Below are 25,178 nucleotides of genomic sequence, written 5' to 3'. Positions count from 1 at the left end.
CAATACCGGCCCAGCGGCAACCTGCGCCAGACGCACAAATGCCGAAGCCGCTACAGGAACGGCTTCGGCATTTATTCAAGCAAACCACCGGATCGTTCAGCGCACGTCCATCGCATGCCCCTCGGCCATGGCGACAATAACTTTGCGCGGGCCTTCGAACGGGGAACGGGCGTGAGCCGACAGCATGTTGTCGAGCATCAGCACATCACCCTCCTGCCAAGGGAAGCTGATCGCGCACTCGTCGAGTACCGCGCGAATCTGAGCCAGGACTTCATCTTCGATAGGAGAGCCATCGCCGTAATAAACGTTACGCGGCAAGTCTTCTTCGTCGACGATGTCCAACAGGCTTTCACGCACTTCCGCTTGCAGGTTGGAAATGTGGAACAGATGCGCCTGATTGAACCAGACGTGGTCGCCGGTCACCGGATGCACCGCCACCGCCTGACAGGTCTGGCGGGTGCGCAACTCACCGTCATCCTTCCACTCGCAGAGGATGCCGTGGGCTTTGCAGTAAGCTTCGACGACATCGCGGTCGTCGGTGTTGAACACATCTTCCCAGGCCACATCCAGCCCGTTGCCGAAGTTGCGCACATACATCAGGCCTTTGCTGACGAAGCGCTCACGGATCGCCAGCGGAATACGCCGATAGACTTCGCGACTGTCGGCAATCGGTGTTTCGCCACCGGACTTCGCCGCGATCATGCTGTAGAACCAGATCTTCATCGGCCAGTCGCGGGAGTAGGCCTGCTCGTTGTGCAGCGGAATACTCTGGTGCGCCGGGTATTCGGTGGAGGTGTAAACCCCTTGCGTCACGTTGGTGCGCGGCGTGGAACCGAACTCGTAATTCAACAGCGGATGACCGAAGCTGGCCGCGAACTGACGAAACGGCTCGGCCCCGTCCAGGCGAAATCCGCGGAACAGCAACCCACCGTCGCGCAACAAATGTTCGTCGACCAACACTTTCAATTCGTCGAACACCGCCAACAGGTCGGTGTCCGGATCGGTCGCTTCCACCAATAGCGGCAAGCGCCCCCGATGCGGCAACAGCGGCCGAACGGAAAATCCCACAGCAACAGCCATGACTGGCCTCCAGTAATCATTTGATAGGAGAGCCGCGCGTTAATACGCGGGCGCCACCGATTGCGCATGGCGCCGGTGATGGACTTCCAGATGGGTCTTGATCGTGCGGATGACCCGGGCCTCGTGTTCATGAATAAAGAAGTGCCCTCCGGTCATCATGTCCACCGAGAAACTGCCCTGGGTCTCTTTGCTCCAGCCGATCAATTGTTCGGTGGTCGCCCGGTCTTCCTTGCCACCCAATACGTGCACGGGGCAACTGAGCAGCGGTCGGTCGATCGGAGTGAAACGCCCGCACATCATGAAGTCGGCACGCAGCACCGGCAGCGTCAGGCTCATGAGTTCCTGATTGGCGAGCACTTCTTCGCTGGTGCCTTGAAAGGCGCGCAACTGCTCGATCAGTTCTTCGTCACTGCGCGGCTCGGCGAAACCTCGGTCGTAATCGCTGCGCATGCTTGGCGCCGCGGTTCCGGAAGCAAACAGCGCCACCGGCTCAGCAACGCCAAGTTCGCGAAAGGCGTGAGCCATTTCACAAGCCAGCAGTGCGCCGAGGCTATGCCCGAACAGCGCATAGGGGGCCTGCAAACCGGGTTTGTACTCACGGGCCAGTTGCCGGGCAAGCTCACGCATATCGATTTGCAGGGGTTCGTCGTAACGGGCGCCGCGCCCGGGCAATTCCACCGGCTGCAGTTGCATCCACGACGGCAATTGGCGCCGCCAGCGGCTGTAAACCATGGCGCTGGCGCCCGAATAGGGCAGGCACAGCAGTGTCAGCTTTGTCACCGCGTTTACCTCAATGGGTTATCTGTAAAAGAGAACGTATGAGGCCTGACTGGAATTAGTCCGCGGATCGATCACTTCAAATGCCGGAAGCTCTGCACCGCAGAGCCCAACACCACCGCCCCCGCCGCAATCGCCAGCCAGAATCCGCTGCGGGCGCCAAACGCATCCACCAGCCAACCCGACCCGGCGGCGCCTACCGCCACGCCAATACTCAAACCGGTCACCAGCCAGGTCAGCCCTTCGGTGAGTTTGGCCGGTGGCACGATGCGCTCGATCAACGCCATCGCCACAATCAGCGTCGGCGAGAAGAACAGCCCGGCAATGAAAACCGCTACCGACAAGCCAAAAATATTGCTCGCCAGCAACAGCGGCAACGTGGTCACTGCTGTCGCCACTCCGCCGTACAGAAACAGTCGCGGCAACGGCAGTTTCGAACGCATCGCGCCGAACGCAATTCCGGCCAGACAGGAGCCGATCGCATACACCGACAGCACAATACTCGCCGCCGCCGGTTGCCCTTGTTGCTGAGCGAACGCGACGCTGACCACATCGATCACACCGACGATGATGCCCATGGCGATCATCAATGCCAGCAGCCATTGAATGTCGGTCGAGCGAATGATCGAGGCATGATGCCCGGACGCATGCGGGTGCACGGGTGGTTCGGTGCTGCGCTGCGCGACAAATGCAGTCACGCCAATCGTCAGCGCCAACAGTGCTGCCAACGGTCCAGCCTCGGGAAACACTGCAACGCACAACCCCACCGACAGCGGCGGGCCGACGATAAAACAGACCTCGTCAAGCACCGACTCCAGCGCATACGCCGTCTGCAATTGTGGCTGGCCACGATAGATTTCAGTCCAGCGCGCCCGCACCATCGCCGACATGCTCGGCATGCAACCGGCCAGCGCGGCGAAGATGAACAGCGTCCAGGTCGGCGCCTGCAGACGCGTGCACAGCAGCAACATCAGCAGCGCCCCGCCGCCGATCAACGCCGACAGCGGCAGAATCCGTCCCTGGCCAAACCGGTCGACCAGCCGTGACACCTGCGGCGCGCAAAACGCCGTGGCCAAGGCAAACGTCGCCGCCACTGCACCGGCCAACGCGTACCCGCCGTACAGCTGCGAAAGCATGGTGATCACACCGATGCCGGTCATGGAAATCGGCATGCGCGCGATCATCCCCGCCAACACAAAATTGCGGGCGCCGGGGGCATTGAATAATTCGCGGTAGGGATTTGCCATCGGTCACAGCCTCGTCAGGGGCGGCCAAGTTGCCATATGGATGAAGGGTGTGGAAGCGGGGAATTGTTGGTGGAATGTGAAGGGCCAGAAGATCAAAAGATCGCAGCGTGCCGCAGCTCCTACAGGTGAATGTGATCATCTGTAGGAGCTGCGGCACGCTGCGATCTTTTGATCTTCTGGCTGAACTCTCAAGGCTGGCCGTCGGTCAGCTAAATAGGCCCTCACACAAGGCGCGCCTTTGCATGCAGATCTCCCTAGCCAGACAAGTTGCACTCATCACCGGCGCCAGCTCCGGCATCGGCCACGCGGCCGCCAAAGCCCTGGCCGCCGCTGGCGCTGCAGTGGTCATCAACTACAACCGCCAGGCCGAACCCGCCGAAGCCCTCGCCCGACAAATCATCGCGGACGGCGGTCAGGCGCTGGCCATCGGCGCCGATGTATCAAAGGAAGACGAGGTCGAACGGCTGTTCGCCCAGACCCTCGACGCCTTCGGCGCACTGGACATTCTGGTGGCCAATTCCGGACTGCAAAAAGACGCCGCAGCGGTGGACATGACCCTGGAAGACTGGAACGCAGTGATCGGCGTCAACCTCACCGGCCAGTTCCTCTGCGCCCGCGCTGCATTGCGGATCTTCAATCGTCAGGGCGTTCGCGAGGGTGTGTCCCGCGCCGCCGGCAAGATTATTCACATGAGCTCGGTGCATCAGCGCATTCCGTGGGCCGGGCACGTCAATTACGCCGCGTCCAAGGGTGGTGTCGATCAGTTGATGCAGACCCTCGCGCAGGAAGTCAGCCATCAGCGCATTCGCATCAACGGCATTGCGCCGGGGGCGATTCGTACGGCCATTAATGAAAAAGCCACCGAAGGTGCAGCGGCTGAAAAGCTGCTTGATCTGATTCCCTATGGGCGCATCGGCGACGTCGATGACGTCGCCAACGCCGTGGTTTTCCTCGCCTCCGACGCCGCCGATTACATCGTCGGCACCACCCTGTTCATCGACGGCGGCATGAGTCTCTATCCGGAGTTTCGCGGCAATGGCTGATCATCATCAAGAACGACAAAGCCCGATCGACGCCCACGGCATCATCGGCGACATGCGCAGTGCAGCGCTGGTCAACGACAAGGGCAGCGTGGATTTTTTCTGCTGGCCGGAGTTCGACAGTCCGTCGATCTTTTGCTCGTTGCTGGACACACCCGACGCGGGGATTTTCCAACTCGCACCAGACTTGCCCGATGCGCGACGTGAGCAGATTTACCTGCCCGACACCAATGTCCTGCAAACCCGCTGGCTCAGTGACTACGCAGTGGTGGAAATCACAGACATGCTGCCAGTGGGCGACAGCGAAGATGACCTGCCGCTGCTGATGCGCCGCGTGCGCGTGGTCAGTGGCGAGGCAACGTTCCACCTGCGCTGCGCCGTGCGCCACGACTACGCCCGCGCCGACACGCGCGCGCAGGCGGATCAGCAAGATGTCCTGTTCAGCGCAACCGGACAACCGACGCTGCGTCTGGCGTCGGATCAGCCGATGCAGATTGACGCAGACGCAGCTGTCGCACGCTTCACGCTGAAACAGGATCAGACGGCCGGGTTCATGCTCGGTGCGACCGACGATCCGCGTTTCGTCGAGGGCGCCGGCGATTTCTGTATGGAACGCACGCTGAAGTTCTGGCGCGACTGGATCGGCCAGTCGATCTACCGCGGACGCTGGCGCGAAATGGTCAACCGCTCGGCGCTCGCGCTCAAGCTGCTGACCTCACGCAAACACGGCGCGATCCTCGCCGCCGCCACTTTCGGCCTGCCGGAAACCCCGGGCGGCGAGCGTAACTGGGATTACCGCTACACCTGGATCCGCGATGCCTCGTTTACCGTTTATGCGTTCATGCGCCTGGGGTTCGTCAGCGAAGCCAACGCCTACATGGGCTGGCTGCGCGGACGGGTCAGTGATTGCTGCGGCCAGCCGATGAAACTGAACATTCTGTATGCCATCGACGGTCAACAGGAACTGCCGGAAACCGAACTTGCGCATCTGTCGGGGCATGGCGGCGCGAAACCGGTGCGCATCGGCAACGGCGCGTATGACCAGATTCAGCTGGATATCTTCGGCGAACTGATGGACGCGGTGTACCTGGTCAACAAGTACGGCGACGCCATTTCCCACGAAGGCTGGAAACATGTGCGCGAAGTTGTCGACCAGGTGTGTGAGACATGGCAGACCAAGGATGTAGGCATTTGGGAAATGCGCGGTGAGCAGCATCACTTTTTGCACTCACGGCTGATGTGCTGGGTGGCGCTGGACCGAGCGATTCGCCTCGCCTCGAAGCGCTCGTTGCCGGCACCGTTCGCCCAATGGGACCAGACCCGCCAGGCGATCTACGCCGACATCTGGGACAACTTCTGGGATGAAGAGCGCGGGCACTTCGTCCAGTACAAGGGCGGCACCGCACTCGACGGCTCGATGCTGTTGATGCCGCTGGTGCGTTTCGTCAGCGCCAAGGATCCACGCTGGCTATCGACACTTGAGGCCATCGAAAAGAGTTTGGTGCGCGACGGCATGGTTTATCGCTATCGCAACGAAGAGGCAGGCATTGATGGTCTGGCCGGGACCGAAGGCGCATTCGCCGCGTGCTCGTTCTGGTACGTCGAATGCCTGGCCCGCGCCGGCCAGGTGGAAAAGGCCCATCTGGAGTTCGAACAGCTGCTGCGTTACGCCAATCCGCTGGGGCTGTACGCCGAGGAATTCGACAGCCATGGGCGGCATCTGGGCAATACACCGCAGGCACTGACGCATCTGGCGTTGATCAGTGCGGCGAGTTTTCTCGATCGGCGGTTGAGTGGGGAAAAGAGTGAGTGGCAGCCGTAAAAGTCGCCGGAGTCTGTCGGAAATATCCCGCACGCCTGCTCCAATCAAAGCAGGTCCTACACGCGGCAATCCCCTGTGGTGAGGGGATCTATCCCCGTTGGGCTACGAAGCGGCCTCTAAATCTGCAAACTCAATACTCAAGAACTACCGCATTCACTGGCTTTGCGACTGCTGCGCAGCCGAACGGGGATAAATCCCCTCGCCACAAAGAATGCAACTTCGTGCCTACAAACATTAAACACCCCCTGTTCCCTCCCTCCCCCGCAACTTGCACTTACACCCCGAAATACCTTGTTGCCAGCTGTTACATCCGCCCCTACCATCCACCGCAACGGGCACAGCGGAGCTGTCCAACAAAACCCGAATTCAAGGAAACAGAATGTCCCAGCACGTCCAGCGCAACATCGACAGCGCCCTACGCACCGGCCTGACCCGCACCCAGCTCTGGGAAGCCGCCGATAAAGGCCTGATCAAATGCTGGGAAATCGGCCGCCAGCGCGCCGCCCGTTTCCCCGACCTCGCCCAACGCTGCCTCGCCAACGAACTGCCCGTCCTCGGCTGGAAAGGTGGCGTTAGCCGCAGCCTGAAGAAAAACGAAAAATACGGCTCACTGAAATACCTCGCGCAGTGGCAAGGGTTGCGTGGGGAAGATCTGGACATCAATTTGGCTGAGGAGCGTTCGTTGACGTGTTCGCGGACAAAAATGGTGGTGACGTTTACGCCGGATCGGACGAAGTATTTTAATCAGGTGGCGGAAGTTGAGGCCTGAATCATCTGTGGCAAAGGAGCTCGCTCCCTCGCCACAGGTTCAGCATCGCGCGATGACTTCAGTGTTGATTGTTGCAGCGCTGACCGAAAACCGCTCCCGATACGCCTGCGGCGTCACCCCTATCGCCCGCAGAAAACTCCGGCGCAATGTTTCCTCACTACCAAACCCGCAATTGGCAGCGATGCGCTTCACCGGCAGTCCCGTATCACTGAGCAAGCGTCGAGCCGTTTCAACGCGGATCAGTTCGATCGCACGCGCCGGGGTCTGGCCGGTGTCGGCGCGGTAATGGCGGACGAAGCTGCGTTCACTCATGCCAGCCTGTTCGGCCAGGGTCGGGATGCCGAGATCGCAGGTCAGGTTTTCGGCAATCCATGCGTGCAGATCATCGAAACGATTGCCCTGACTTTGCAGTGACAAAGTCACGCTGAACTGTGACTGCCCGCCCGGGCGTTTGAGGAACACCACCAGATGGCGGGCGACGTCCAGGGCGATGTCGCTGCCGAGGTCTTGCTCGACCATCGCCAGTGCCAGGTCGATGCCGGCAGTGACGCCCGCCGAAGTCCAGACCGGGCCGTCGTTGATGAAGATCGGATTGGCCTCGACCTGCAACTTCGGATGCTGCTGCGCCAGTTGCTCGCAACGCGTCCAGTGAGTGACGACGCGTCGACCGTCGAGCCAGCCGCTGGCCGCCAACAGAAATGCGCCGGTACACACCGAAGCCACGCGCCGACATTTCGCTGCATGTTGGCGCACCCAATCCACAAGGGGCAGATCTTCCGCCGCCGGATAAATGCCCCAGCCGCCGGCGATGATCAGCGTATCGCTGGCCTCTTGAGGTAGCGGTTCGGCAAGCACCGCCAGCCCCGCGGACGACATCACCGCTCCGCCTTCGCTGGCGATCACACTTGGCGCATAAGGCGTCGGCAGGCCGCGTTGACGACAGAGGTCATTGGCCGAAGCAAACACTTGCAACGGGCCGGTGACGTCGAGGATCTGCATGTTGGCAAACGCGAGTACGTGAATGGCTTTGGGCATTTGGCGTAATTCGTGGGGTGATTGGCGTATGCGCCAGAACCTACGCGCCTACAGTGAAGCCGTCCACCCCCTCAATGGAGAAAAACCCCATGACGTTGCAGATCGGTTTTCTGTTGTTTCCGCAGGTTCAACAACTCGACCTGACCGGTCCTTATGACGTGCTCGCGTCGTTGCCGGGTGTGCAGGTGCATTTGATCTGGAAGGATCTGATGCCGGTCACGGCCAGCACCGGTCTGCTGCTGAAACCGACCACGACCTTCGAGGACTGTCCTGATCTGGATGTGATCTGTGTGCCCGGTGGCGGTGGCGTCGGGCCGTTGATGGAGGATGAGCAGACGCTGGCTTTCATTAAACGCCAGGCCGCGCAGGCGCGTTACGTGACTTCGGTGTGCACCGGCTCGCTGGTGCTCGGCGCGGCGGGTCTGTTAAATGGCAAACGCGCGACGACACATTGGGCTTATCACGACTTGCTGCCGACGCTGGGGGCGATTGCGGTAAAGGATCGGGTGGTGCGTGACGGCAATCTGTTTACTGGCGGCGGGATTACCGCAGGGATCGATTTTGCCTTGGTGCTGGCGGCTGAGCTGGTTGATGCCGACACGGCGCAGTTGGTGCAGTTGCAACTTGAGTATGCGCCGGCGCCGCCATTTAACTCAGGCTCGCCGGATTCAGCGCCGAGTGCAATCGTCGATGAGGCCCGGTTGCGAGCGGCGCCATCGTTGAAACTGCGCACGGAAATTACTGAGCGTGCTGCGGCGAAACTCAACCTGCTTTAAAGGCAAGATCAAAAGATCGCAGCCTGCGGCAGCTCCTACAGATCCGGCGTTTATCCGCGCAATTGGCGGCGAATGCGATCCTTGTAGGAGCTGCCGGAGGCTGCGATCTTTTGACTTTTGCTTTCCGCCGCCCAGCCGTGTAGAAAGCCCTTCCACCCATTTTCACAGGGACTTTCGATGAAGGCTTTGCCTTGGCTTTATCTGGCGCTGCTCAGCCTCGGCTACGGATTGGCGCTCAGCTACGGCCAACTCGGCTGGCTGGCACTGATTTCCGTCGGCCTGCTGCTGTTCGCCGGGTACGCGGTACGCCAGCAACAAGTGCCGTTCGCACGCTACCTCGGCCACGGCCTGTTCATCGTGATGACTTTGGCGTTGGCGATGCATTGGTTGCCGGGTTTTTACAACGGCCGCGCTATTGATCCGCAGCGTTTCACTGATAACGCTGTGCGCTTTTCGATGTACCTGAATCAGGACAAACCACTGGTTGGCTTTTGGCTGTTGCTGGTCTGCCCGTGGATTGTCGCGCGGCGCTCATTGCGCCTGACCGTGTACGCGACCGCCCTCGCCTTGACGTTAAGCGCGATCCTCGCTCTCGGCGGTGCGTTGTTGCTGGGCGTTATCGCCTGGGCACCGAAATGGCCAGATCAGGCGTGGCTGTGGGTGCTGAACAATCTGCTGCTGGTGACGCTGGTCGAGGAAGCGCTGTTTCGCGGCTATATACAAGGCGGTTTCAGCCGACGCTTCAAACACCTGCCGTATGGCGAAAACCTCGCGCTGCTGCTCGCCTCGTCACTGTTCGCGCTGGCGCATGTCGGTGCGGGCTGGACTTGGGTGTTACTGGCGGGACTGGCGGGTGTCGGCTATGGTCTGGCCTACCGTTTCGGCGGACTCGGGGCGGCGATCGCCACACACTTCGGGCTGAATGTGCTGCATTTTGGCTTGTTCACCTATCCGATGCTGGCCGGTTGAGGCAAGCCGCGTTTTGCGACGCCGTGCTGATTACTGAAAGAAAAATTCAATAATTTCCTGACAGCGCCGACAACCTTTCAAAGCCTTGCGGATTGAACAACCATGCGTAACAACCAGCCCACTACACAACGCGAACGGACTTTCCCGGCTCAGCAACGGTTGATTTCCACAACCGACGCCAAGGGCGTGATCACCTACTGCAACGACGCTTTCGTCGAGATCAGCGGGTTTTCGCGTGAGGAACTGATCCGTGCGCCGCACAACCTGGTCCGTCACCCCGACGTCCCGGCTGCGGTGTTTTCGCACATGTGGGGCACACTGAAACAAGGCTTGCCATGGATGGGCATTGTCAAGAATCGCTGCAAGACCGGTGACCATTACTGGGTTAACGCCTATGTAACACCGGTGTTCGACGGCAATCAGGTGGTCGGTTACGAGTCGGTGCGGATCAAACCCACCGCCGAACAGATCCGCCGTGCCGAAGCGCTTTACCAACGCATCAACCAGGGCAAGTCGGCGATTCCTTCCAGCGATAAATGGCTGCCGGTGCTGCAAGACTGGCTGCCGTTCATTCTGGTCAGCCAACTGAGCTTCGTCATCGGCGCAACCCTGAACTCGCAGTGGGGCTTTGCCCTCGCCGCTGGTCTGTCGGTTCCACTCGGCCTATTGGGTCTGCAATGGCAGCAGCGAGGCCTCAAGCGCTTGCTGCGTCTGGCCGAACAGACCACGTCCGACCCGCTGATCGCGCAGATGTACACCGACAGCCGTGGCTCTCAGGCGCGTCTGGAAATGGCGATCCTCAGTCAGGAAGCCCGTCTGAAAACCTGCCTGACCCGACTGCAGGACACTGCCGAGCACCTGACCGATCAGGCCAAGCAGTCCGACGCTCTGGCACACAGCAGCTCGACCGGCCTGGAACGCCAGCGCGTGGAAACCGAACAAGTCGCCACCGCCGTCAACCAGATGGCCGCGACCACGCAGGAAGTGGCCAGCCACGTACAACGCACCGCCGATGCCACTCAGGAAGCCAATCGCCTGACCGGTCGCGGACGCGACATCGCCGGCGAAACCCGCGAAGCCATTCAGCGCTTGTCGGTTGTTGTGGGTGAAACCGGTCTGACCGTCACCCAACTGGCGAAAGACAGCGACGAAATCGGCGGCGTGGTCGATGTGATCAAAGGCATCGCCGACCAGACCAACCTGCTCGCGCTCAACGCCGCCATCGAAGCGGCCCGTGCCGGCGAAATGGGCCGTGGTTTTGCCGTCGTGGCGGACGAAGTTCGTCAACTGGCGCAACGCACCAGCGAATCGACCGGGCAGATTCACGCCCTGATCGCCAAGCTGCAGCAGACTGCTTCGAGCGCTGTGCAAACCATGGAAGCCGGGCATCGCCAGGCCGAAGAAGGTGTGGCGCGGGTGCTGGAAGCGGATCAGGCACTGGTCGGGATCAGCGAAGCGGTGGCTAATATCACCGACATGACCACGCAGATCGCTGCGGCGACGGAAGAGCAAAGTGCGGTGGCTGAAGAGATCAGCCGCAACATCAGCAATATTTCGGAGTTGGCGGATCAGACGTCGGAACAGGCGCATAACTCGGCGTTGCTGAGTGAAGAGCTGACCAAGACGGCGAATACGCAGTACTCGTTGGTGGAGCGGTTTAACCGCTAAAAGCAAAAGATCGCAGCCTGCGGCAGCTCCTACAGGAACATGCATTCCAATGTAGGAGCTGCCGAAGGCTGCGATCTTTTGATCTTGAAAGCCCGGACGGCGAAAGCTTCCGGGTTTTTTGTTGCCTATGTGAAATCAATGGCATCTGGAAGACCGCCATCGCGAGCAGGCTCACTCCTACAGGGGATCTGCGGTGACCACAGCTTTTGTGTCCAACGACAATCCCTTGTAGGAGTGAGCCTGCTCGCGATGAGGCCTCCTCTGCCGACGACGAGCTCACTCAAGCAATGCAGACACTGCCTACAACTCGCCCAGAATGCGCCGACTGGTGCTCGTTGAGGCCAGGTTCTATTGTTTGCCGGTCGCTACCCAATCACACAGACCGGCCAGCATGAATACAACCCCCGCCCGAAAACCCGCAAAACAGAAAGTTCGTGATGAGCTGACATTCCTTGATGTTCGACAAGCTGCGCGCGATGGTCAGAAAGTGTTCGATAAATTTGTGATCACTGGCAGGCTACCCATTACCCAGTAAATCAAAAAGATCGCAGCCTTCGGCAGCTCCTACAGGAACATGCATTCCAATGTAGGAGCTGCCGCAGGCTGCGATCTTTTGATCTTCAAAGCCCGGACGGCGAAAGCTGTCCGGGCTTTTTATTGCCTATGTGAAATTAATGGCATCTGGCAGACCGTCATCGCGAGCAGGCTCACTCCTACAGGGATCTGCGGTGACCACAGCTTTTGTGTCCAACGACAATCCCTTGTAGGAGTGAGCCTGCTCGCGATGAGGCCATAACAGCCAGCGAAATTACTGAGGCAACTTCAGCTTATCCAGCAGTCGATTGACCAACAGTTCGTTGAGCATGATCACCTGTTGCAGCGCCAGCAGCGGTTTGCGCTCCGGGCCGCCGATTGAGTGGGCGATGTTACCGGCCATGGCATGGGCGTAAGACAGCGACTCGCAGGCTTCGACGAGCAGGGTTTCGTCATCCAGGGTGGGGTCGACGAGAAAGACGGGGCGAAACTTGGGCGAGGTTGGCGGAGCCGCCAGGTCGTCGGGCTTGAGGTAGTAATCGAGGGCGCGATCGGTTGCTTCTTTGATCTTTTGCGGGCTAAGCGCTGGGTCGTGGGGGATAGGATCTGTGGGTGGTGGGTTTGGTGTGATTTTGAACATAGATAAAGCTCCAATTTGAAAAAACGGGAGCCATCACCCTCGCTACCAAACGGCGGGTGGCGGCCATACGTGGGTTGGTAGACCGGGCAAATTGGGTAACCCGGCGCTCACAGAGGAGCCCCACGCATGCCCACCATACAAAGCCATATCTCAAAAAAGGAGACAGCATCGAAGGTGTCGCGACAACGACAATTTAAAGCGGGCTACCAAACCCGATCACTGATTTTCAGTGACAAGGAAACGATACCGCCCGCCCCATAGCCGTGTAAGCCGGCGGATTCTGGCGTACGCGTAGGTAACGGCGCAAGGAGTTGTAGGCCCGATGGCGTAACGGGTTGTGTGATTTAAACGTGCTTGCAGGATTGCGTTTACTGATAGAGAAAACTGGAAATTCCCCTGTTGTATTGATGTTGTTTTTGAGGCCGCTTTCGCGAGCAGGCTCGCTCTTACAGTTGGATCGGGTGCGTCAGTAAGGGATTGGTCGGCTGTCAGGCCGCCATCGCTGGCAAGCCAGCTCCCACAAGGGATTGAGTGTGTTCAGTTAGAGATTGGCTGGATGTCAGACCGTCATCGCGAGCAGGCTCGCTCCTACATTTGGATTGGGTGCGTCAGTAAGGGATTGGTCGGCTGTCAGGCCGCCATCGCTGGCAAGCCAGCTCCCACAAGGGATTGAGTGTGTTCAGTTAGAGATTGGTTGGATGTCAGACCGTCATCGCGAGCAGGCTCGCTCCTACATTTGGATTGGGTGCGTCAGTAAGGGATTGGTCGGCTGTCAGGCCGCCATCGCTGGCAAGCCAGCTCCCACAATGGATTGAGTGTTCAGTAAGGGATTGGTTGGATGTCAGACCGTCATCGCGAGCAGGCTCACTCCCACAAAAAGCAACAGCAAGATCAAAAGATCGCAGCCTTCGGCAGCTCCTACAGGGATGATATGTACCACCCGCACGCGGCGCATGCCGCCCCACTCAAAGGATGAGCGCAAGCTCGGCTGCCGCTCTTGATCTTGATCCACGGGCGACGTCGGAAGGCTGAGTGGAGGGATTGATCCGGGGGTGGGAGCGCAGCGACCGTTTGGCGAAGCCAAACACAGCGAGAGGAGGTGCAGCGCAGCAAACCGGAGACGCTGCGCCCGGATCAATTCCGGAGCGAAGGGACCCCGAGCCTCAGCGAGCGGGCCGCACGTAGGAGCAAGCGTTTTTGGTTACTTTTTAGGCGTTTGTAAAAAGTGACCCGCCGTAAGGGCGGAACCCTAAGCGGCCGTTACCGCAGCAATGGATATGTACCCAAAACGAAAACTGTGTCGCAGCTAATATCCATCTCCCTCACCCCAGCCCTCTCCTCCAAGGGGCGAGGGGGAAGGGAGCCGATCTCCATGAAGTTCAGAATCCCGGTCACCCCTTGAGAAATTCGGATACTTTCTGCGCGGCACTGGCCAAATGCTGCTCATGGGTAAATCCCGAAACCTTCAACGGCTTCAAATCATGATCCCCCGCCCCCAACCAAAACACCTCAATCCCCGACGCTAACGAATACCCCTCAACCGCCGCAAGATTGCCAAGCGCATCCCGCTCCCCCTGAACAATCAACGTCCGCGTCTGCAACCCAGCCAAATGCTCAACCCGAGGCTTCTCCGGCTTCCCCACCGCATAAAACGGATACCCCAAACACACCAGCGCATCAGCCCCCAACTCATCCGCCACCAGACTCGCCATCCGCCCGCCCATCGACTTCCCGCCAATGGCCAAAACCCCAGTGACATGACGTCGCACTTCAGCAAACACCTCACGCCAAACTTCCTGCAATTTGGCAGCAGGATTCGGCGGCCGCTTCACCCCATCAACCCGCCGCTGCGCCATATAAGGAAACTCAAACCGCAACACGTTCACCCCAAGTGCAGCAAGGCGCCCAGCCATGTCGTTCATCCACTCACTGTCCATCGGCGCCCCCGCCCCATGCGCGAGGATCAACGTCGCCGAAGCCTCACCACTGGCGGCATCCCACAGCCATCCATGATCGAGCACGCACTGCGCCCATTGATCCCCGTCAATACTGGCCTTGTGCTGTTTGTTCATGCTTGCCTCGCTTTTAGTCTGCCTATAACTCCAGGCGAAGGATTTGCGGCTCTTTTGCGCGCGGTCACTTCGGCTGAACCGTGGATGGGGAACCATGAACACTTCTATCAGTACCGCCTACAACTACAAGGTGGTCCGCCAATTCGCCATTATGACGGTGGTGTGGGGCATCGTCGGCATGGGGCTCGGGGTTTTTCTCGCGGCCCAATTGGTCTGGCCCGAGCTCAACTTCGATTTACCCTGGACCAGTTTCGGCCGTCTGCGCCCACTGCACACCAACGCGGTGATCTTCGCGTTCGGCGGCTGCGCGCTGTTCGCCAGTTCGTTCTACTCGGTACAACGCACCTGCCAGACCCAACTGTTTGCGCCAAAGATTGCCGCATTCTGCTTCTGGGGCTGGCAACTGGTGATCCTGTTGGCGGCGATCAGTCTGCCATTGGGCTACACCAGCTCCAAGGAATACGCTGAACTCGAATGGCCGATCGACATCCTGATCACCATTGTCTGGGTCGCCTACGCGGTCGTGTTCTTCGGCACGATCATGCAGCGCAAGACCAAACACATTTATGTGGGCAACTGGTTCTTCGGCGCGTTCATCATCACCGTGGCGATTTTGCACATCGTCAACAACCTGGAAATTCCGGTCAGTTTTACCAAGTCCTACTCGCTGTACTCCGGCGCCACCGACGCGATGGTGCAATGGTGGTACGGCCACAACGCCGTAGGCTTTTTCCTCACCGCCGGTTTCCTCGGGATGATGTATTACTTCGTGCCGAAACAGGCCGAGCGTCCGGTGTATTCGTATCGCCTGTCGATCGTGCATTTCTGGGCACTGATCACCCTCTACATCTGGGCTGGCCCACACCACTTGCACTACACCGCTCTACCAGACTGGGCACAGTCGCTGGGCATGGTGATGTCGCTGATTCTGCTGGCACCGAGCTGGGGCGGCATGATCAACGGCATGATGACCCTCTCGGGCGCCTGGCATAAGTTGCGCAGCGACCCGATCCTGCGCTTCCTCGTGGTGTCGCTGGCGTTCTACGGCATGTCGACCTTCGAAGGTCCGATGATGGCGATCAAGACTGTCAACGCCCTCTCCCACTACACCGACTGGACCATCGGCCACGTACACGCCGGCGCTCTCGGTTGGGTGGCGATGATTTCCATCGGTGCGCTGTACCACATGATCCCGAAAATCTTCGGCAAGGCGCAGATGCACAGCGTCGGCCTGATCAACGCGCACTTCTGGCTCGCCACCATCGGCACCGTGCTCTACATCGCTTCGATGTGGGTCAACGGCATCGCTCAGGGCCTGATGTGGCGCGCGGTCAACGAGGACGGCACGCTGACCTACTCCTTCGTCGAAACCCTGGTGGCCAGCCACCCAGGCTTCGTCGTGCGGCTGGTTGGCGGGGCGATCTTCCTCAGCGGCATGTTCCTGATGGCTTACAACACCTGGCGCACGGTGCGGGCCTCGCAGCCTGCTGACGTCGTTGCCGCCGCGCAGATGGCCTGAGGAGTCCGCCATGAAACACGAAACGATTGAAAAGAACGTCGGCCTGCTGATGCTGTTGATGGTGTTCGCCGTGAGCATCGGCGGTCTGACCCAGATCGTCCCGCTGTTCTTCCAGGACGTCACCAACAAACCGGTGGAGGGCATGAAGCCCTACACGGCGCTGCAACTGGAAGGTCGCGATATCTATATCCGCGAAGGCTGCGTCCAGTGTCACTCACAGATGATCCGGCCGTTCCGGGCTGAAACCGAGCGTTACGGGCACTACTCGGTGGCCGGGGAAAGCGTTTGGGATCACCCGTTCCTGTGGGGCTCGAAACGCACCGGGCCGGATCTGGCACGGGTCGGCGCGCGTTACTCGGATGACTGGCACCGCGCGCATTTGTACAACCCGCGCAACGTTGTCCCGGAATCGAAAATGCCGGCCTACCCGTGGCTGGTCACGCAAGCGGTCGACAGCAGCCACACCGAAACCAAGCTCAAGACCATGCGCACCCTCGGCGTGCCGTACACCGACGACGACATCAGCGGCGCGGTGGCCAGCCTCAAGGACAAGACCGAAATGGACGCGCTCATCTCCTACCTGCAAGTGCTCGGCACTGCAATCAAGAGCAAGAGGTGAGCCATGGTCGTTGAAATGAGTGCAGGACTGATTCGTGGCTTAGGCACCGTTGTGGTGTTCGTCGCCTTCGTTGGCTTGACCCTGTGGGTGTTCAACGGCAAGCGCAATCCGGAATTCGCCGAAGCGCGCCTGCTGCCGTTCGCCGACGAACCGCAACCCGACACTACCCCAGCATCTGAAACAACCCAAGCACCTGAACCAAGGAGTACCCGGCCATGACCACCTTCTGGAGTACGTGGATCTGCGTACTGACCATCGGCAGCCTGATCGGCCTGACGTGGCTGCTGATCGGCACCCGCCGGGGCGAGACCAAGGGCAGCGTCGACCAGACCATGGGCCACAGCTTTGACGGCATCGAGGAATACGACAACCCGCTGCCGCAGTGGTGGTTCATGCTGTTCGCCGGCACCTTGGTGTTTTCCGTGGGTTACCTGATTCTTTATCCGGGTCTGGGCAACTGGAAAGGCATCCTGCCGGGTTACGAGGATGGCTGGACCGGCGTGCACGAGTGGGAAAAGGAGATGAACAAGGCTGACGCCAAATTCGGCCCGATCTTCGCCAAGTTCGCCGCCATGCCGGTGGAAGAAGTGGCGAAGGATCCGCAAGCGCTGAAAATGGGTGGCCGTCTGTTCGCGTCCAACTGCTCGGTGTGCCACGGCTCCGACGCCAAGGGCGCGTTCGGCTTCCCTAACCTCGCTGACAGCGACTGGCGCTGGGGCGGCGATGCCGACACGATCAAGACCACCATCATGGGTGGCCGGGTGGCAGCAATGCCGGCCTGGGGCGAGGTGTTGGGCGAAGCTGGCGTGAAGAACGTTGCAGCGTATGTTCGTCACGAATTGGCTGGCTTGCCATTGCCCGCCGACAGCAAGGCTGATCTGCAAGCCGGACAGCAAGCCTTCAGCACCACTTGCGTGGCGTGTCACGGGGCAACCGGCAAGGGCACTGAAGCCATGGGCGCGCCGAATCTGACGCACCCGGCCGGGTTTATCTATGGCACCAGCCTCACTCAGCTTGAACAGACCATTCGCCACGGTCGTCAGGGCCATATGCCCGCGCAAACGGAGCTACTGGGTAATGACAAGGTGCAATTGCTCGCAGCTTATGTGTACAGCTTGAGCAATGGATTGAGCACAGAAAAACTTATTACTGAAGACAATAAATAAACTGCATTGCGTACACCTTTGCCGCACCGATTACGGTGCGGCAGTTTCCTGCCCCTTTGCGACGCATTGTCGCACCCTTCACACCCTCGCCTTTCGGTTCCCCCGATTCGGGTCTACGCTTGCTCGATGAGGACTGGTTCGCGCCGGTTCCAGGTCGACCCTAACCGCTGTGTTCTGCGAAATGGCTGACTGATGTCGCCGCAAACGCCGGTAGATACCGGCTGTCGAGCCGATTGCCTTCTGTCAGCCGAACGGAGTGTTTGAACACACCTCGTTACAAGCGACCTGAACCCCTCGCTTTTTTCATCCGCTGCGACATTTTGTCCGAGGCTGATTTTGTCCTTACGCGGCGCATGGAAAGGCCGCAGAATCAGCGTTGGAAAGCATTGACCCAGGTCATGGCGCGTTGCAATGACCCCCTGCTTTGCCCATACTTGCGGCCGAATTACATCCTAATAAAATACCCAAACCGTGGAACCTTAGAATGAGCACAGCAATCAGTCCGACTGCTTATAACTATAAGGTAGTCCGCCAGTTCGCCATCATGACGGTGGTCTGGGGGATCCTTGGCATGGGGCTCGGTGTTTTCATCGCCTCGCAACTGGTCTGGCCGGAATTGAACTTCGGTCTGCCGTGGACGAGCTTTGGACGCCTGCGCCCGTTGCACACAAACCTGGTGATTTTTGCCTTCGGTGGTTGTGCACTCTTCGCCACTTCCTACTATGTCGTGCAGCGAACCTGCCAGACGCGACTGATTTCCGACAGCCTCGCCGCCTTCACCTTCTGGGGCTGGCAAGCGGTGATCGTCGGCGCGATCATTACCTTGCCGCTGGGTTACACCACCACCAAGGAATACGCGGAACTGGAATGGCCGATCGCCATTTTGCTGGCCATTGTCTGGGTCACCTACGGTCTGGTGTTCTTCGGCACCATCACCAAGCGCAAAACCAAACACATCTATGTCGGTAACTGGTTCTACGGTGCTTTCATTGTCGTGACCGCAATGCTGCACATCGTCAACCACGCTTCCCTGCCGGTGAATCTGTTCAAGTCCTACTCCGCCTACTCGGGCGCGACCGACGCGATGATCCAGTGGTGGTACGGCCACAACGCCGTGGGTTTCTTCCTGACCACCGGCTTCCTGGGGATGATGTATTACTTCGTGCCGAAACAGGCCGAACGTCCGATTTACTCTTATCGCCTGTCGATCGTGCACTTCTGGGCACTGATCACCCTGTACATCTGGGCCGGCCCGCACCACTTGCACTACACCGCGCTGCCGGATTGGGCACAATCGCTGGGCATGGCGATGTCGATCATCCTGCTGGCGCCAAGCTGGGGCGGCATGATCAACGGCATGATGACCCTCTCGGGCGCCTGGCATAAGCTGCGCACCGACCCGATCCTGCGCTTCCTGGTGGTCTCGCTGGCGTTCTACGGCATGTCGACCTTCGAAGGGCCGATGATGGCGATCAAGACCGTCAACTCGCTCTCGCACTACACCGACTGGACCATCGGCCACGTACACGCCGGCGCTCTGGGCTGGGTGGCAATGATCTCGATCGGCGCGATCTACCACATGATTCCGAAACTGTTCGGTCGTGCGCAGATGCACAGTGTCGGCCTGATCAACGCGCACTTCTGGCTCGCGACCATCGGTACCGTGCTCTACATCGCTTCGATGTGGGTCAACGGCATCACCCAGGGTCTGATGTGGCGCGCAATCAACGATGACGGCACCCTCACCTACTCGTTCGTCGAAGCGCTGCAAGCCAGCCACCCGGGCTTTATCGTCCGCGCTCTTGGCGGTGCGTTCTTCGCCAGCGGCATGCTGCTGATGGCTTACAACGTCTGGCGCACCGTGCGCGCCTCGAACCCGGCTGAAGCCGAAGCCGCTGCCCAGATCGCTGTCGTTGGAGCTCACTGATGAAGCATGAAGCTGTCGAGAAGAATATTGGCCTGCTGGCTTTCTTCATGGTCATCGCCGTCAGCATCGGTGGCCTGACCCAGATCGTTCCGCTGTTTTTCCAGGACGTTACCAACAAGCCGGTCGAGGGCATGAAGCCGCGTCCGGCCCTGGAACTGGAAGGCCGCGACGTCTACATCGCTAACGGCTGTGTCGGCTGCCACTCGCAGATGATCCGTCCGTTCCGCGCCGAAACCGAACGCTACGGTCACTACTCGGTTGCCGGTGAAAGCGTCTGGGACCACCCGTTCCTTTGGGGCTCCAAGCGCACCGGCCCGGACCTGGCCCGTGTCGGCGGTCGCTACTCCGATGACTGGCAACGTGCGCACTTATACAACCCGCGCAACGTGGTGCCTGAGTCGAAAATGCCGGCTTACCCGTTCCTCGTGGAAAACAAGCTCGACGGCAAGGAAACTGCCAAGAAAATGGAGGTCCTGCGTACGCTCGGCGTTCCTTACACCGATGAAGACATCGCCGGTGCTCAGGATGCCGTGAAGGGCAAGACCGAAATGGACGCGCTGGTGGCCTATCTGCAAGGCCTGGGCACCATCATCAAAAGCAAACGGTGAATTAGATGGATATCGGGATGATTCGTGGCCTGGGCACCGTTGTTGTGATGGTGGCCTTTATCGGTCTGGCGTTGTGGGTGTTCAGCCCCAAGCGCAAGTCGGAGTTTGAAGACGCGACCTTGCTGCCTTTTGCGGATGATCCCGAAGCCATCAAGCACGTCGAGCAAGCTTCTAGGAGTAACAAAGAATGACTACATTCTGGAGTCTGTACGTCACAGTCCTCAGTCTTGGCACCATCTTCGCCCTGACCTGGCTGTTGCTGTCGACCCGCAAGGGCCAACGCAGCGAGCAGACGGACGAGACGGTCGGCCACTCGTTCGACGGGATCGAGGAATACGACAACCCGCTGCCGAAATGGTGGTTCATGCTGTTCGTGGGCACCATCATCTTCGCGCTGGGTTATCTGGTGCTGTACCCGGGCCTGGGTAACTGGAAAGGCCTGCTGCCGGGCTACAACTACCTCGATACCGAAAAACAGACTGCATTCGCCAACGGCCAGACCGGCTGGACAGGCGTGCACGAGTGGGAAAAGGAAATGGCTCGCTCGGACGCCAGGTTCGGTCCGATCTTCGCCAAGTTCGCTGCCATGCCAATCGAAGAAGTGGCCAAGGACCCGCAAGCGCTGAAGATGGGGGGCCGCCTGTTCGCCTCCAACTGCTCGGTGTGCCACGGTTCCGACGCCAAGGGCGCCTACGGTTTTCCTAACCTGACCGACGCCGACTGGCGCTGGGGCGGCGAAGCGGAAACCATCAAGACCACCATCATGGGCGGCCGTCACGCGGTCATGCCGGCGTGGGCTGAAGTGATTGGCGAGCAAGGCGTGGCTGACGTGGCCGCGTTCGTGGTCACCAACCTCGATGGTCGCAAGCTGCCGGAAGGCGCCAAGGCAGACGTTGCCAATGGCCAGAAACTGTTCGCCGCCAACTGCGTGGCTTGCCACGGTCCGGCCGGTAAAGGTACGCCAGCAATGGGCGCACCTGACCTGACCCACCCGGGCGCGTTCATCTACGGTTCGAGCTTCGCGCAGTTGCAGCAGACCATCCGTTACGGTCGCCAAGGCCAGATGCCTGCGCAAGAACAGCTGCAAGGCAACGACAAGGTTCACCTGCTGGCGGCTTATGTTTACAGCCTGTCGCACGGTGAGAAAGCAGCGGAAGCGAAGGCCGAGTAAGGCCAACGCCTGAAGCAATAAAAAACGGCCCCGTCATTTGACGGGGCCGTTTTGGTTTCAGTCCATGAATACATTCAGCGAACCGGAACAGTGGCGATGACCTTGCGTGATGGCCAGCTGTTGCCGGTTACCTGATGCACGTTGATCGACTTTCGATCCGCGGCGAAGCTCGCGATCAAGTAAGTCTGATTTGACGCCCCACCGCTCAGGAAAACGGGCACATCGCCAAAATATTCGCGGGTTCTCCAACTCGTATAACCCCCCGGATCATTATGGTAGTGACCGGCAAATACGGCAGTCACCTGATAGCGTTCGACCATTGCCCTGAATCGGGCAATTTTTTGATCGTCGCCCTGCCAGCGATCCGGTTTGTGCATATTAAGCAAAATGATCTTGCCCTGACTCTGGGCCTTTTGCAGGTCTCGCTCCAGCCAGTCCAGGGCATCAGTAATTTCGAAATTAACGCGAAACAGAGGAAACCCCGAGACAAACTTCACCGAGTACGTGGGTTCATTATTCAACTGAACCAGATGGACATCGCCAAATGTTTTCGAATAAGCAAGACTTCCATAAAACACTTTGGCGCCACTCTCACTGCGCGCCGCCAGGTCCATACTCACTTTCCCCCAATAGCGCTCCTTCAGATCATTGATACTGCCTGCCGCACAGTTATTCTCTGGAAAACTGCAATCATTGATATTGTTTTCATAATCATGATTACCCAAACCATAATCGTAAATGCCGCTCAACTTGTTATCCAGAATCGACCGGGTAGTGCGACGCTCACCGCCATGACCGAAAGCGGTCATGTCACCATTGATCATGACCGGAATATGGTTCGGATCAACACTGAAGTATTTTCTGAAACTGGCAACGTCCGAGTATTGAGTTTCGATCAGCCAGCGCGAGCGCTTGTCACGCTCGGAAGCGGACTCATCGACGCCGGTATCCGAATTTTCGGTCCAGGGAAACTGTGGATCCGACGTAAATACAATGTGATCAGGCAGCGTAATTGCTGAGGCATTGACCGTTAATGCGGCAATACTCAAAAGCAGGCCATAAAGCAGCCTGATGTTTTTTATAAAGGACATAGAGCACTCTTAAAATCTTTAAAGTTAAGTTATTCAGCACCGCAGTGCTGCCAGTGCAATTTATTCCAGATAGAAACCAAATCAACCCCCACAAGCAGGACAATTAAAAGATGATATTTCCCAACTGTTTTTTCGACCAAAGCCATTGCACTGACTGATAATAAATAACTTTAAAAAACCCGACTCACACATGGCAACATCATTACATCAGACCAGTACTGCGTTAGCCGATAGTGCTCAACAGCGACGACAGCAACACTCAATCTACTATCGGTTTTATAAAACAAGAATGTTCAACTTGAACGAACAAAACAATGTATCCGACCCAACCCTTCCCGCCGATAACGAAGCCGTCCAAATGGAGGGTGAAGAGGCACACATCCCTGCCCCGCGTCGGCAGCATCTTTCGCTGCGCTTCGGTTGAAAGAGCGGACGGCGGTCCAAAGGATTCGTCTATAGTCAATTGACCTGCATCAGGCTTTTTCGCATTCGCTACACCATCCAGATTTTTTCCCCAACGCGACCAAAGGTCGCACCCGTTCATCGGCGTGACAGGCGTATCATTGCGCCACTGCAACGCCCTTTCTGACCCCGGTTGGCACGTATCGACCGAGGCATTTTTCCACTGCCGTGGGATGCAATGATGAGTAACCAGATTCCGGTACACGACGTCACGCCACCGAGTAAAAACGCGAACAACAGCGTTGATCTTTACGCCTCTCGAGAAAAAATCTACACCCGTGCTTTCACCGGTCTGTTCCGCAATCTGCGGATGATGGGCGGCGCCGGTCTGTTCCTGCTGTATTTCGGTACGGTGTGGCTGAACTGGGGCGGCCATCAGGCCGTGTGGTGGAACCTGCCGGAACGCAAGTTCTTCATTTTCGGCGCGACCTTCTGGCCGCAGGATTTCATCCTGCTGTCGGGAATTTTGATCGTCGCCGCGTTCGGGCTGTTTTTCATCACCGTTTATGCCGGGCGCGTCTGGTGTGGCTACACCTGTCCGCAAAGTGTCTGGACGTGGATTTTCATGTGGTGCGAGAAAGTCACCGAAGGCGACCGCAACCAACGCATAAAGCTCGACAAGGCGCCGATGAGCGGCAACAAGTTTCTGCGCAAACTCGCCAAACACTCGCTGTGGCTGCTGATCGGTTTCGTCACCGGCATGACCTTTGTCGGCTACTTCTCGCCGATCCGCGAACTGGTGTTCGAATTCTTCACAGGGCAAGCCGATGGCTGGTCGTATTTCTGGGTCGGTTTCTTCACCCTCGCCACCTATGGCAACGCCGGTTGGCTGCGCGAGCAGGTGTGTATCTACATGTGCCCGTACGCACGCTTCCAGAGCGTGATGTTCGACAAAGACACGCTGATCGTTTCCTACGACCCGCGCCGTGGTGAAAGCCGTGGCCCGCGCAAGAAAGGCGTCGATTACAAGGCCATGGGCCTGGGCGACTGCATCGATTGCACCATGTGCGTCCAGGTCTGCCCGACCGGCATCGACATCCGCGACGGCCTGCAGATCGAGTGCATCGGCTGCGCCGCGTGCATCGACGCCTGCGACAGCATCATGGACAAGATGGATTACCCGCGCGGCCTGATCAGCTATACAACCGAACACAACCTGTCCGGCCAGAAAACCCATAAACTGCGGCCACGCCTGATCGGCTATGCCGTGGTGTTGCTGGCGATGATCAGCCTGTTGGCGGCCGCGTTTTTCATGCGCTCGCTGGTCGGTTTCGACGTCAGCAAGGACCGTGTGCTGTACCGCGAGAACGCCGAGGGCCGGATCGAAAACGTCTACAGCCTGAAGATCATGAACAAGGATCAGCGCGACCACACCTATCTGCTGCAAGCCAGTGGTCTGCCGGATCTGCGCCTGCAAGGCAAACGCGAGATCAAGGTCGCCGCCGGGGATATCTTTACCATGCCGGTCGAACTGTCGAGCGCGCCGGAACAATTGCCGTCGAGCACCAACGAGGTGAAATTCATCCTCAAGGATGCCGATGACGACAGCGTCCACGTTGAAGCCAAGAGCCGATTCATCGGCCCACAAATTCGTTGAGAGAACTGAACATGCCCGCAGCAAACGCCGCAAGCCCTTGGTACAAGCACCTCTGGCCATGGATCATCATCGCGATTCTGGCCTGTTCGGTGACGCTGACCCTGTCCATGGTGACCATCGCGGTGAACAACCCGGACAACCTGGTCAACGACAACTACTACGAGGCCGGCAAAGGCATCAACCGTTCGCTGGACCGCGAGTTGCTGGCCCAGACCCTGAACATGCGCGCGGCGGTGCAACTGGATGACGTGACCGGCGAAGTCAATCTGCGTTTGAGCGGCGACAGCCAACCGAAAACCCTCGAGCTGAATCTGATCTCGCCGACTCAGCCGGAGAAGGATCGCAAGATTGTCCTGACCCGCAGCGAAACTGAATCGGGCCGTTACATCGGCCAGTTGAACGATAAAGTCGAAGGTCGCCGCTTTGTGGAGTTGCTGGGCACGCAGGACGAGCACATCTGGCGGATGTTCGAGGAAGAACTGGTCAGCCACGACAAGGATCTGCTGCTGGGTGATGAACCACTGCAGGGCGCGGAAGACCTGAAAAAATAAACCGTTCCCTGTAGGAGCTGCCGCAGGCTGCGATCTTT

At 58.8% G+C, this 25,178-nt stretch carries 23 protein-coding genes; 16 read left to right on the top strand and 7 right to left on the bottom strand.

Annotation, left to right across the window (positions count from 1 at the left end; all coding sequences use genetic code 11):
- Positions 1 to 96: 96 nt before the first annotated feature.
- From ACA061_RS09125 to ACA061_RS09115, 3 genes are all read right to left on the bottom strand, one after another.
- The gene (locus ACA061_RS09125) at positions 97 to 1,080 is read right to left on the bottom strand and encodes a TauD/TfdA family dioxygenase (protein WP_497301218.1); all 984 of its coding nucleotides are present in this window, start codon (positions 1,078 to 1,080) and stop codon (positions 97 to 99) included.
- 39 nt (positions 1,081 to 1,119) lie between these two features.
- On the bottom strand, positions 1,120 to 1,860 hold the full coding sequence (locus tag ACA061_RS09120; RefSeq protein ID WP_497301216.1) for a thioesterase II family protein: 741 nt from the start codon (positions 1,858 to 1,860) through the stop codon (positions 1,120 to 1,122).
- 71 nt (positions 1,861 to 1,931) lie between these two features.
- A complete protein-coding gene (locus ACA061_RS09115; RefSeq protein WP_210701579.1) occupies positions 1,932 to 3,104 on the bottom strand; it encodes an MFS transporter in 1,173 nt (390 codons plus the stop codon).
- A gap of 242 nt (positions 3,105 to 3,346) precedes the next feature.
- Here ACA061_RS09115 and ACA061_RS09110 point away from each other — a divergent pair, with 242 nt between their 5' ends.
- The 3 genes from ACA061_RS09110 to ACA061_RS09100 all read left to right on the top strand — a co-directional run bounded on the left by ACA061_RS09110 (position 3,347) and on the right by ACA061_RS09100 (position 6,735).
- Complete coding sequence (locus ACA061_RS09110) at positions 3,347 to 4,147, top strand: SDR family oxidoreductase (RefSeq protein WP_497301215.1); 801 nt, start codon at positions 3,347 to 3,349, stop codon at positions 4,145 to 4,147.
- Positions 4,140 to 5,966: a glycoside hydrolase family 15 protein gene (locus ACA061_RS09105; protein ID WP_497301213.1), complete on the top strand. Its 1,827-nt coding sequence runs from the start codon at positions 4,140 to 4,142 to the stop codon at positions 5,964 to 5,966. The genes ACA061_RS09110 and ACA061_RS09105 overlap by 8 nt, the downstream gene beginning before the upstream one ends.
- A 379-nt stretch (positions 5,967 to 6,345) precedes the next feature.
- The gene (locus tag ACA061_RS09100) at positions 6,346 to 6,735 is read left to right on the top strand and encodes a hypothetical protein (RefSeq protein WP_497301212.1); all 390 of its coding nucleotides are present in this window, start codon (positions 6,346 to 6,348) and stop codon (positions 6,733 to 6,735) included.
- A gap of 39 nt (positions 6,736 to 6,774) precedes the next feature.
- Here ACA061_RS09100 and ACA061_RS09095 read toward each other — a convergent pair whose 3' ends face one another.
- Positions 6,775 to 7,770, bottom strand: coding sequence for a GlxA family transcriptional regulator (locus tag ACA061_RS09095; protein ID WP_497301211.1), 996 nt, complete (start codon positions 7,768 to 7,770; stop codon positions 6,775 to 6,777).
- 89 nt (positions 7,771 to 7,859) lie between these two features.
- On the opposite strand from ACA061_RS09095, the gene inhA reads away from it, so the two are divergent.
- The 3 genes from inhA to ACA061_RS09080 all read left to right on the top strand — a co-directional run bounded on the left by inhA (position 7,860) and on the right by ACA061_RS09080 (position 11,183).
- Complete coding sequence (inhA, locus tag ACA061_RS09090) at positions 7,860 to 8,546, top strand: isonitrile hydratase (protein ID WP_150616706.1); 687 nt, start codon at positions 7,860 to 7,862, stop codon at positions 8,544 to 8,546.
- A 177-nt stretch (positions 8,547 to 8,723) separates the two neighbouring features.
- Positions 8,724 to 9,515 (top strand): CPBP family intramembrane glutamic endopeptidase, encoded by a 792-nt coding sequence (locus ACA061_RS09085; RefSeq protein WP_210553581.1) that lies wholly within the window; start codon positions 8,724 to 8,726, stop codon positions 9,513 to 9,515.
- A gap of 102 nt (positions 9,516 to 9,617) precedes the next feature.
- Positions 9,618 to 11,183, top strand: a complete 1,566-nt coding sequence (locus tag ACA061_RS09080; protein ID WP_150601386.1) for a methyl-accepting chemotaxis protein — start codon at positions 9,618 to 9,620, stop codon at positions 11,181 to 11,183.
- Positions 11,184 to 11,991: 808 nt separating this feature from the next.
- On the opposite strand, the gene ACA061_RS09075 is transcribed toward ACA061_RS09080, so the two are convergent.
- Both ACA061_RS09075 and ACA061_RS09070 read right to left on the bottom strand, forming a co-directional pair.
- Positions 11,992 to 12,357 (bottom strand): DUF6124 family protein, encoded by a 366-nt coding sequence (locus ACA061_RS09075; RefSeq protein ID WP_150601384.1) that lies wholly within the window; start codon positions 12,355 to 12,357, stop codon positions 11,992 to 11,994.
- Positions 12,358 to 13,748: 1,391 nt separating this feature from the next.
- A complete protein-coding gene (locus ACA061_RS09070) occupies positions 13,749 to 14,429 on the bottom strand; it encodes an alpha/beta family hydrolase (protein WP_150616710.1) in 681 nt (226 codons plus the stop codon).
- A 94-nt stretch (positions 14,430 to 14,523) separates the two neighbouring features.
- On the opposite strand from ACA061_RS09070, the gene ccoN (ACA061_RS09065) reads away from it, so the two are divergent.
- The 8 genes from ccoN (ACA061_RS09065) to ccoP (ACA061_RS09030) all read left to right on the top strand — a co-directional run bounded on the left by ccoN (ACA061_RS09065) (position 14,524) and on the right by ccoP (ACA061_RS09030) (position 21,439).
- Positions 14,524 to 15,948, top strand: coding sequence for a cytochrome-c oxidase, cbb3-type subunit I (gene ccoN / locus ACA061_RS09065; RefSeq protein WP_150601382.1), 1,425 nt, complete (start codon positions 14,524 to 14,526; stop codon positions 15,946 to 15,948).
- A gap of 10 nt (positions 15,949 to 15,958) precedes the next feature.
- Positions 15,959 to 16,567, top strand: a complete 609-nt coding sequence (gene ccoO / locus ACA061_RS09060; protein WP_042558545.1) for a cytochrome-c oxidase, cbb3-type subunit II — start codon at positions 15,959 to 15,961, stop codon at positions 16,565 to 16,567.
- A gap of 3 nt (positions 16,568 to 16,570) precedes the next feature.
- The gene (locus ACA061_RS09055; protein ID WP_497301208.1) at positions 16,571 to 16,786 is read left to right on the top strand and encodes a cbb3-type cytochrome oxidase subunit 3; all 216 of its coding nucleotides are present in this window, start codon (positions 16,571 to 16,573) and stop codon (positions 16,784 to 16,786) included.
- Entirely contained in the window at positions 16,783 to 17,733 is a 951-nt protein-coding gene (gene ccoP / locus ACA061_RS09050; RefSeq protein ID WP_497301207.1) for a cytochrome-c oxidase, cbb3-type subunit III, read from the top strand. The genes ACA061_RS09055 and ccoP (ACA061_RS09050) overlap by 4 nt, the downstream gene beginning before the upstream one ends.
- 484 nt (positions 17,734 to 18,217) lie before the next feature.
- Positions 18,218 to 19,660 (top strand): cytochrome-c oxidase, cbb3-type subunit I, encoded by a 1,443-nt coding sequence (gene ccoN, locus ACA061_RS09045; RefSeq protein WP_042558542.1) that lies wholly within the window; start codon positions 18,218 to 18,220, stop codon positions 19,658 to 19,660.
- Positions 19,660 to 20,268, top strand: coding sequence for a cytochrome-c oxidase, cbb3-type subunit II (gene ccoO / locus ACA061_RS09040; RefSeq protein WP_150601379.1), 609 nt, complete (start codon positions 19,660 to 19,662; stop codon positions 20,266 to 20,268). The genes ccoN (ACA061_RS09045) and ccoO (ACA061_RS09040) overlap by 1 nt, the downstream gene beginning before the upstream one ends.
- Positions 20,269 to 20,273: 5 nt before the next feature.
- Complete coding sequence (locus ACA061_RS09035; protein WP_003175465.1) at positions 20,274 to 20,459, top strand: CcoQ/FixQ family Cbb3-type cytochrome c oxidase assembly chaperone; 186 nt, start codon at positions 20,274 to 20,276, stop codon at positions 20,457 to 20,459.
- Complete coding sequence (gene ccoP, locus ACA061_RS09030; RefSeq protein WP_150616715.1) at positions 20,456 to 21,439, top strand: cytochrome-c oxidase, cbb3-type subunit III; 984 nt, start codon at positions 20,456 to 20,458, stop codon at positions 21,437 to 21,439. Before ACA061_RS09035 ends, ccoP (ACA061_RS09030) begins: the two co-directional genes overlap by 4 nt.
- Positions 21,440 to 21,513: 74 nt before the next feature.
- Here the strand turns inward: ccoP (ACA061_RS09030) and ACA061_RS09025 are convergent, their stop codons facing one another.
- A complete protein-coding gene (locus tag ACA061_RS09025; RefSeq protein WP_497301206.1) occupies positions 21,514 to 22,530 on the bottom strand; it encodes a metallophosphoesterase family protein in 1,017 nt (338 codons plus the stop codon).
- 643 nt (positions 22,531 to 23,173) lie between these two features.
- On the opposite strand from ACA061_RS09025, the gene ccoG reads away from it, so the two are divergent.
- Together ccoG and ACA061_RS09015 are read left to right on the top strand one after the other, a co-directional pair.
- The gene (ccoG, locus tag ACA061_RS09020; protein ID WP_150616717.1) at positions 23,174 to 24,589 is read left to right on the top strand and encodes a cytochrome c oxidase accessory protein CcoG; all 1,416 of its coding nucleotides are present in this window, start codon (positions 23,174 to 23,176) and stop codon (positions 24,587 to 24,589) included.
- Between the two features lie 11 nt (positions 24,590 to 24,600).
- Complete coding sequence (locus ACA061_RS09015) at positions 24,601 to 25,140, top strand: FixH family protein (protein WP_150616718.1); 540 nt, start codon at positions 24,601 to 24,603, stop codon at positions 25,138 to 25,140.
- The last annotated feature ends 38 nt before the right edge of the window (positions 25,141 to 25,178 follow it).

Source organism: Pseudomonas sp. LBUM1668 (genome assembly GCF_059695715.1).
This window is presented reverse-complemented; position numbering and strand designations above follow the sequence as displayed.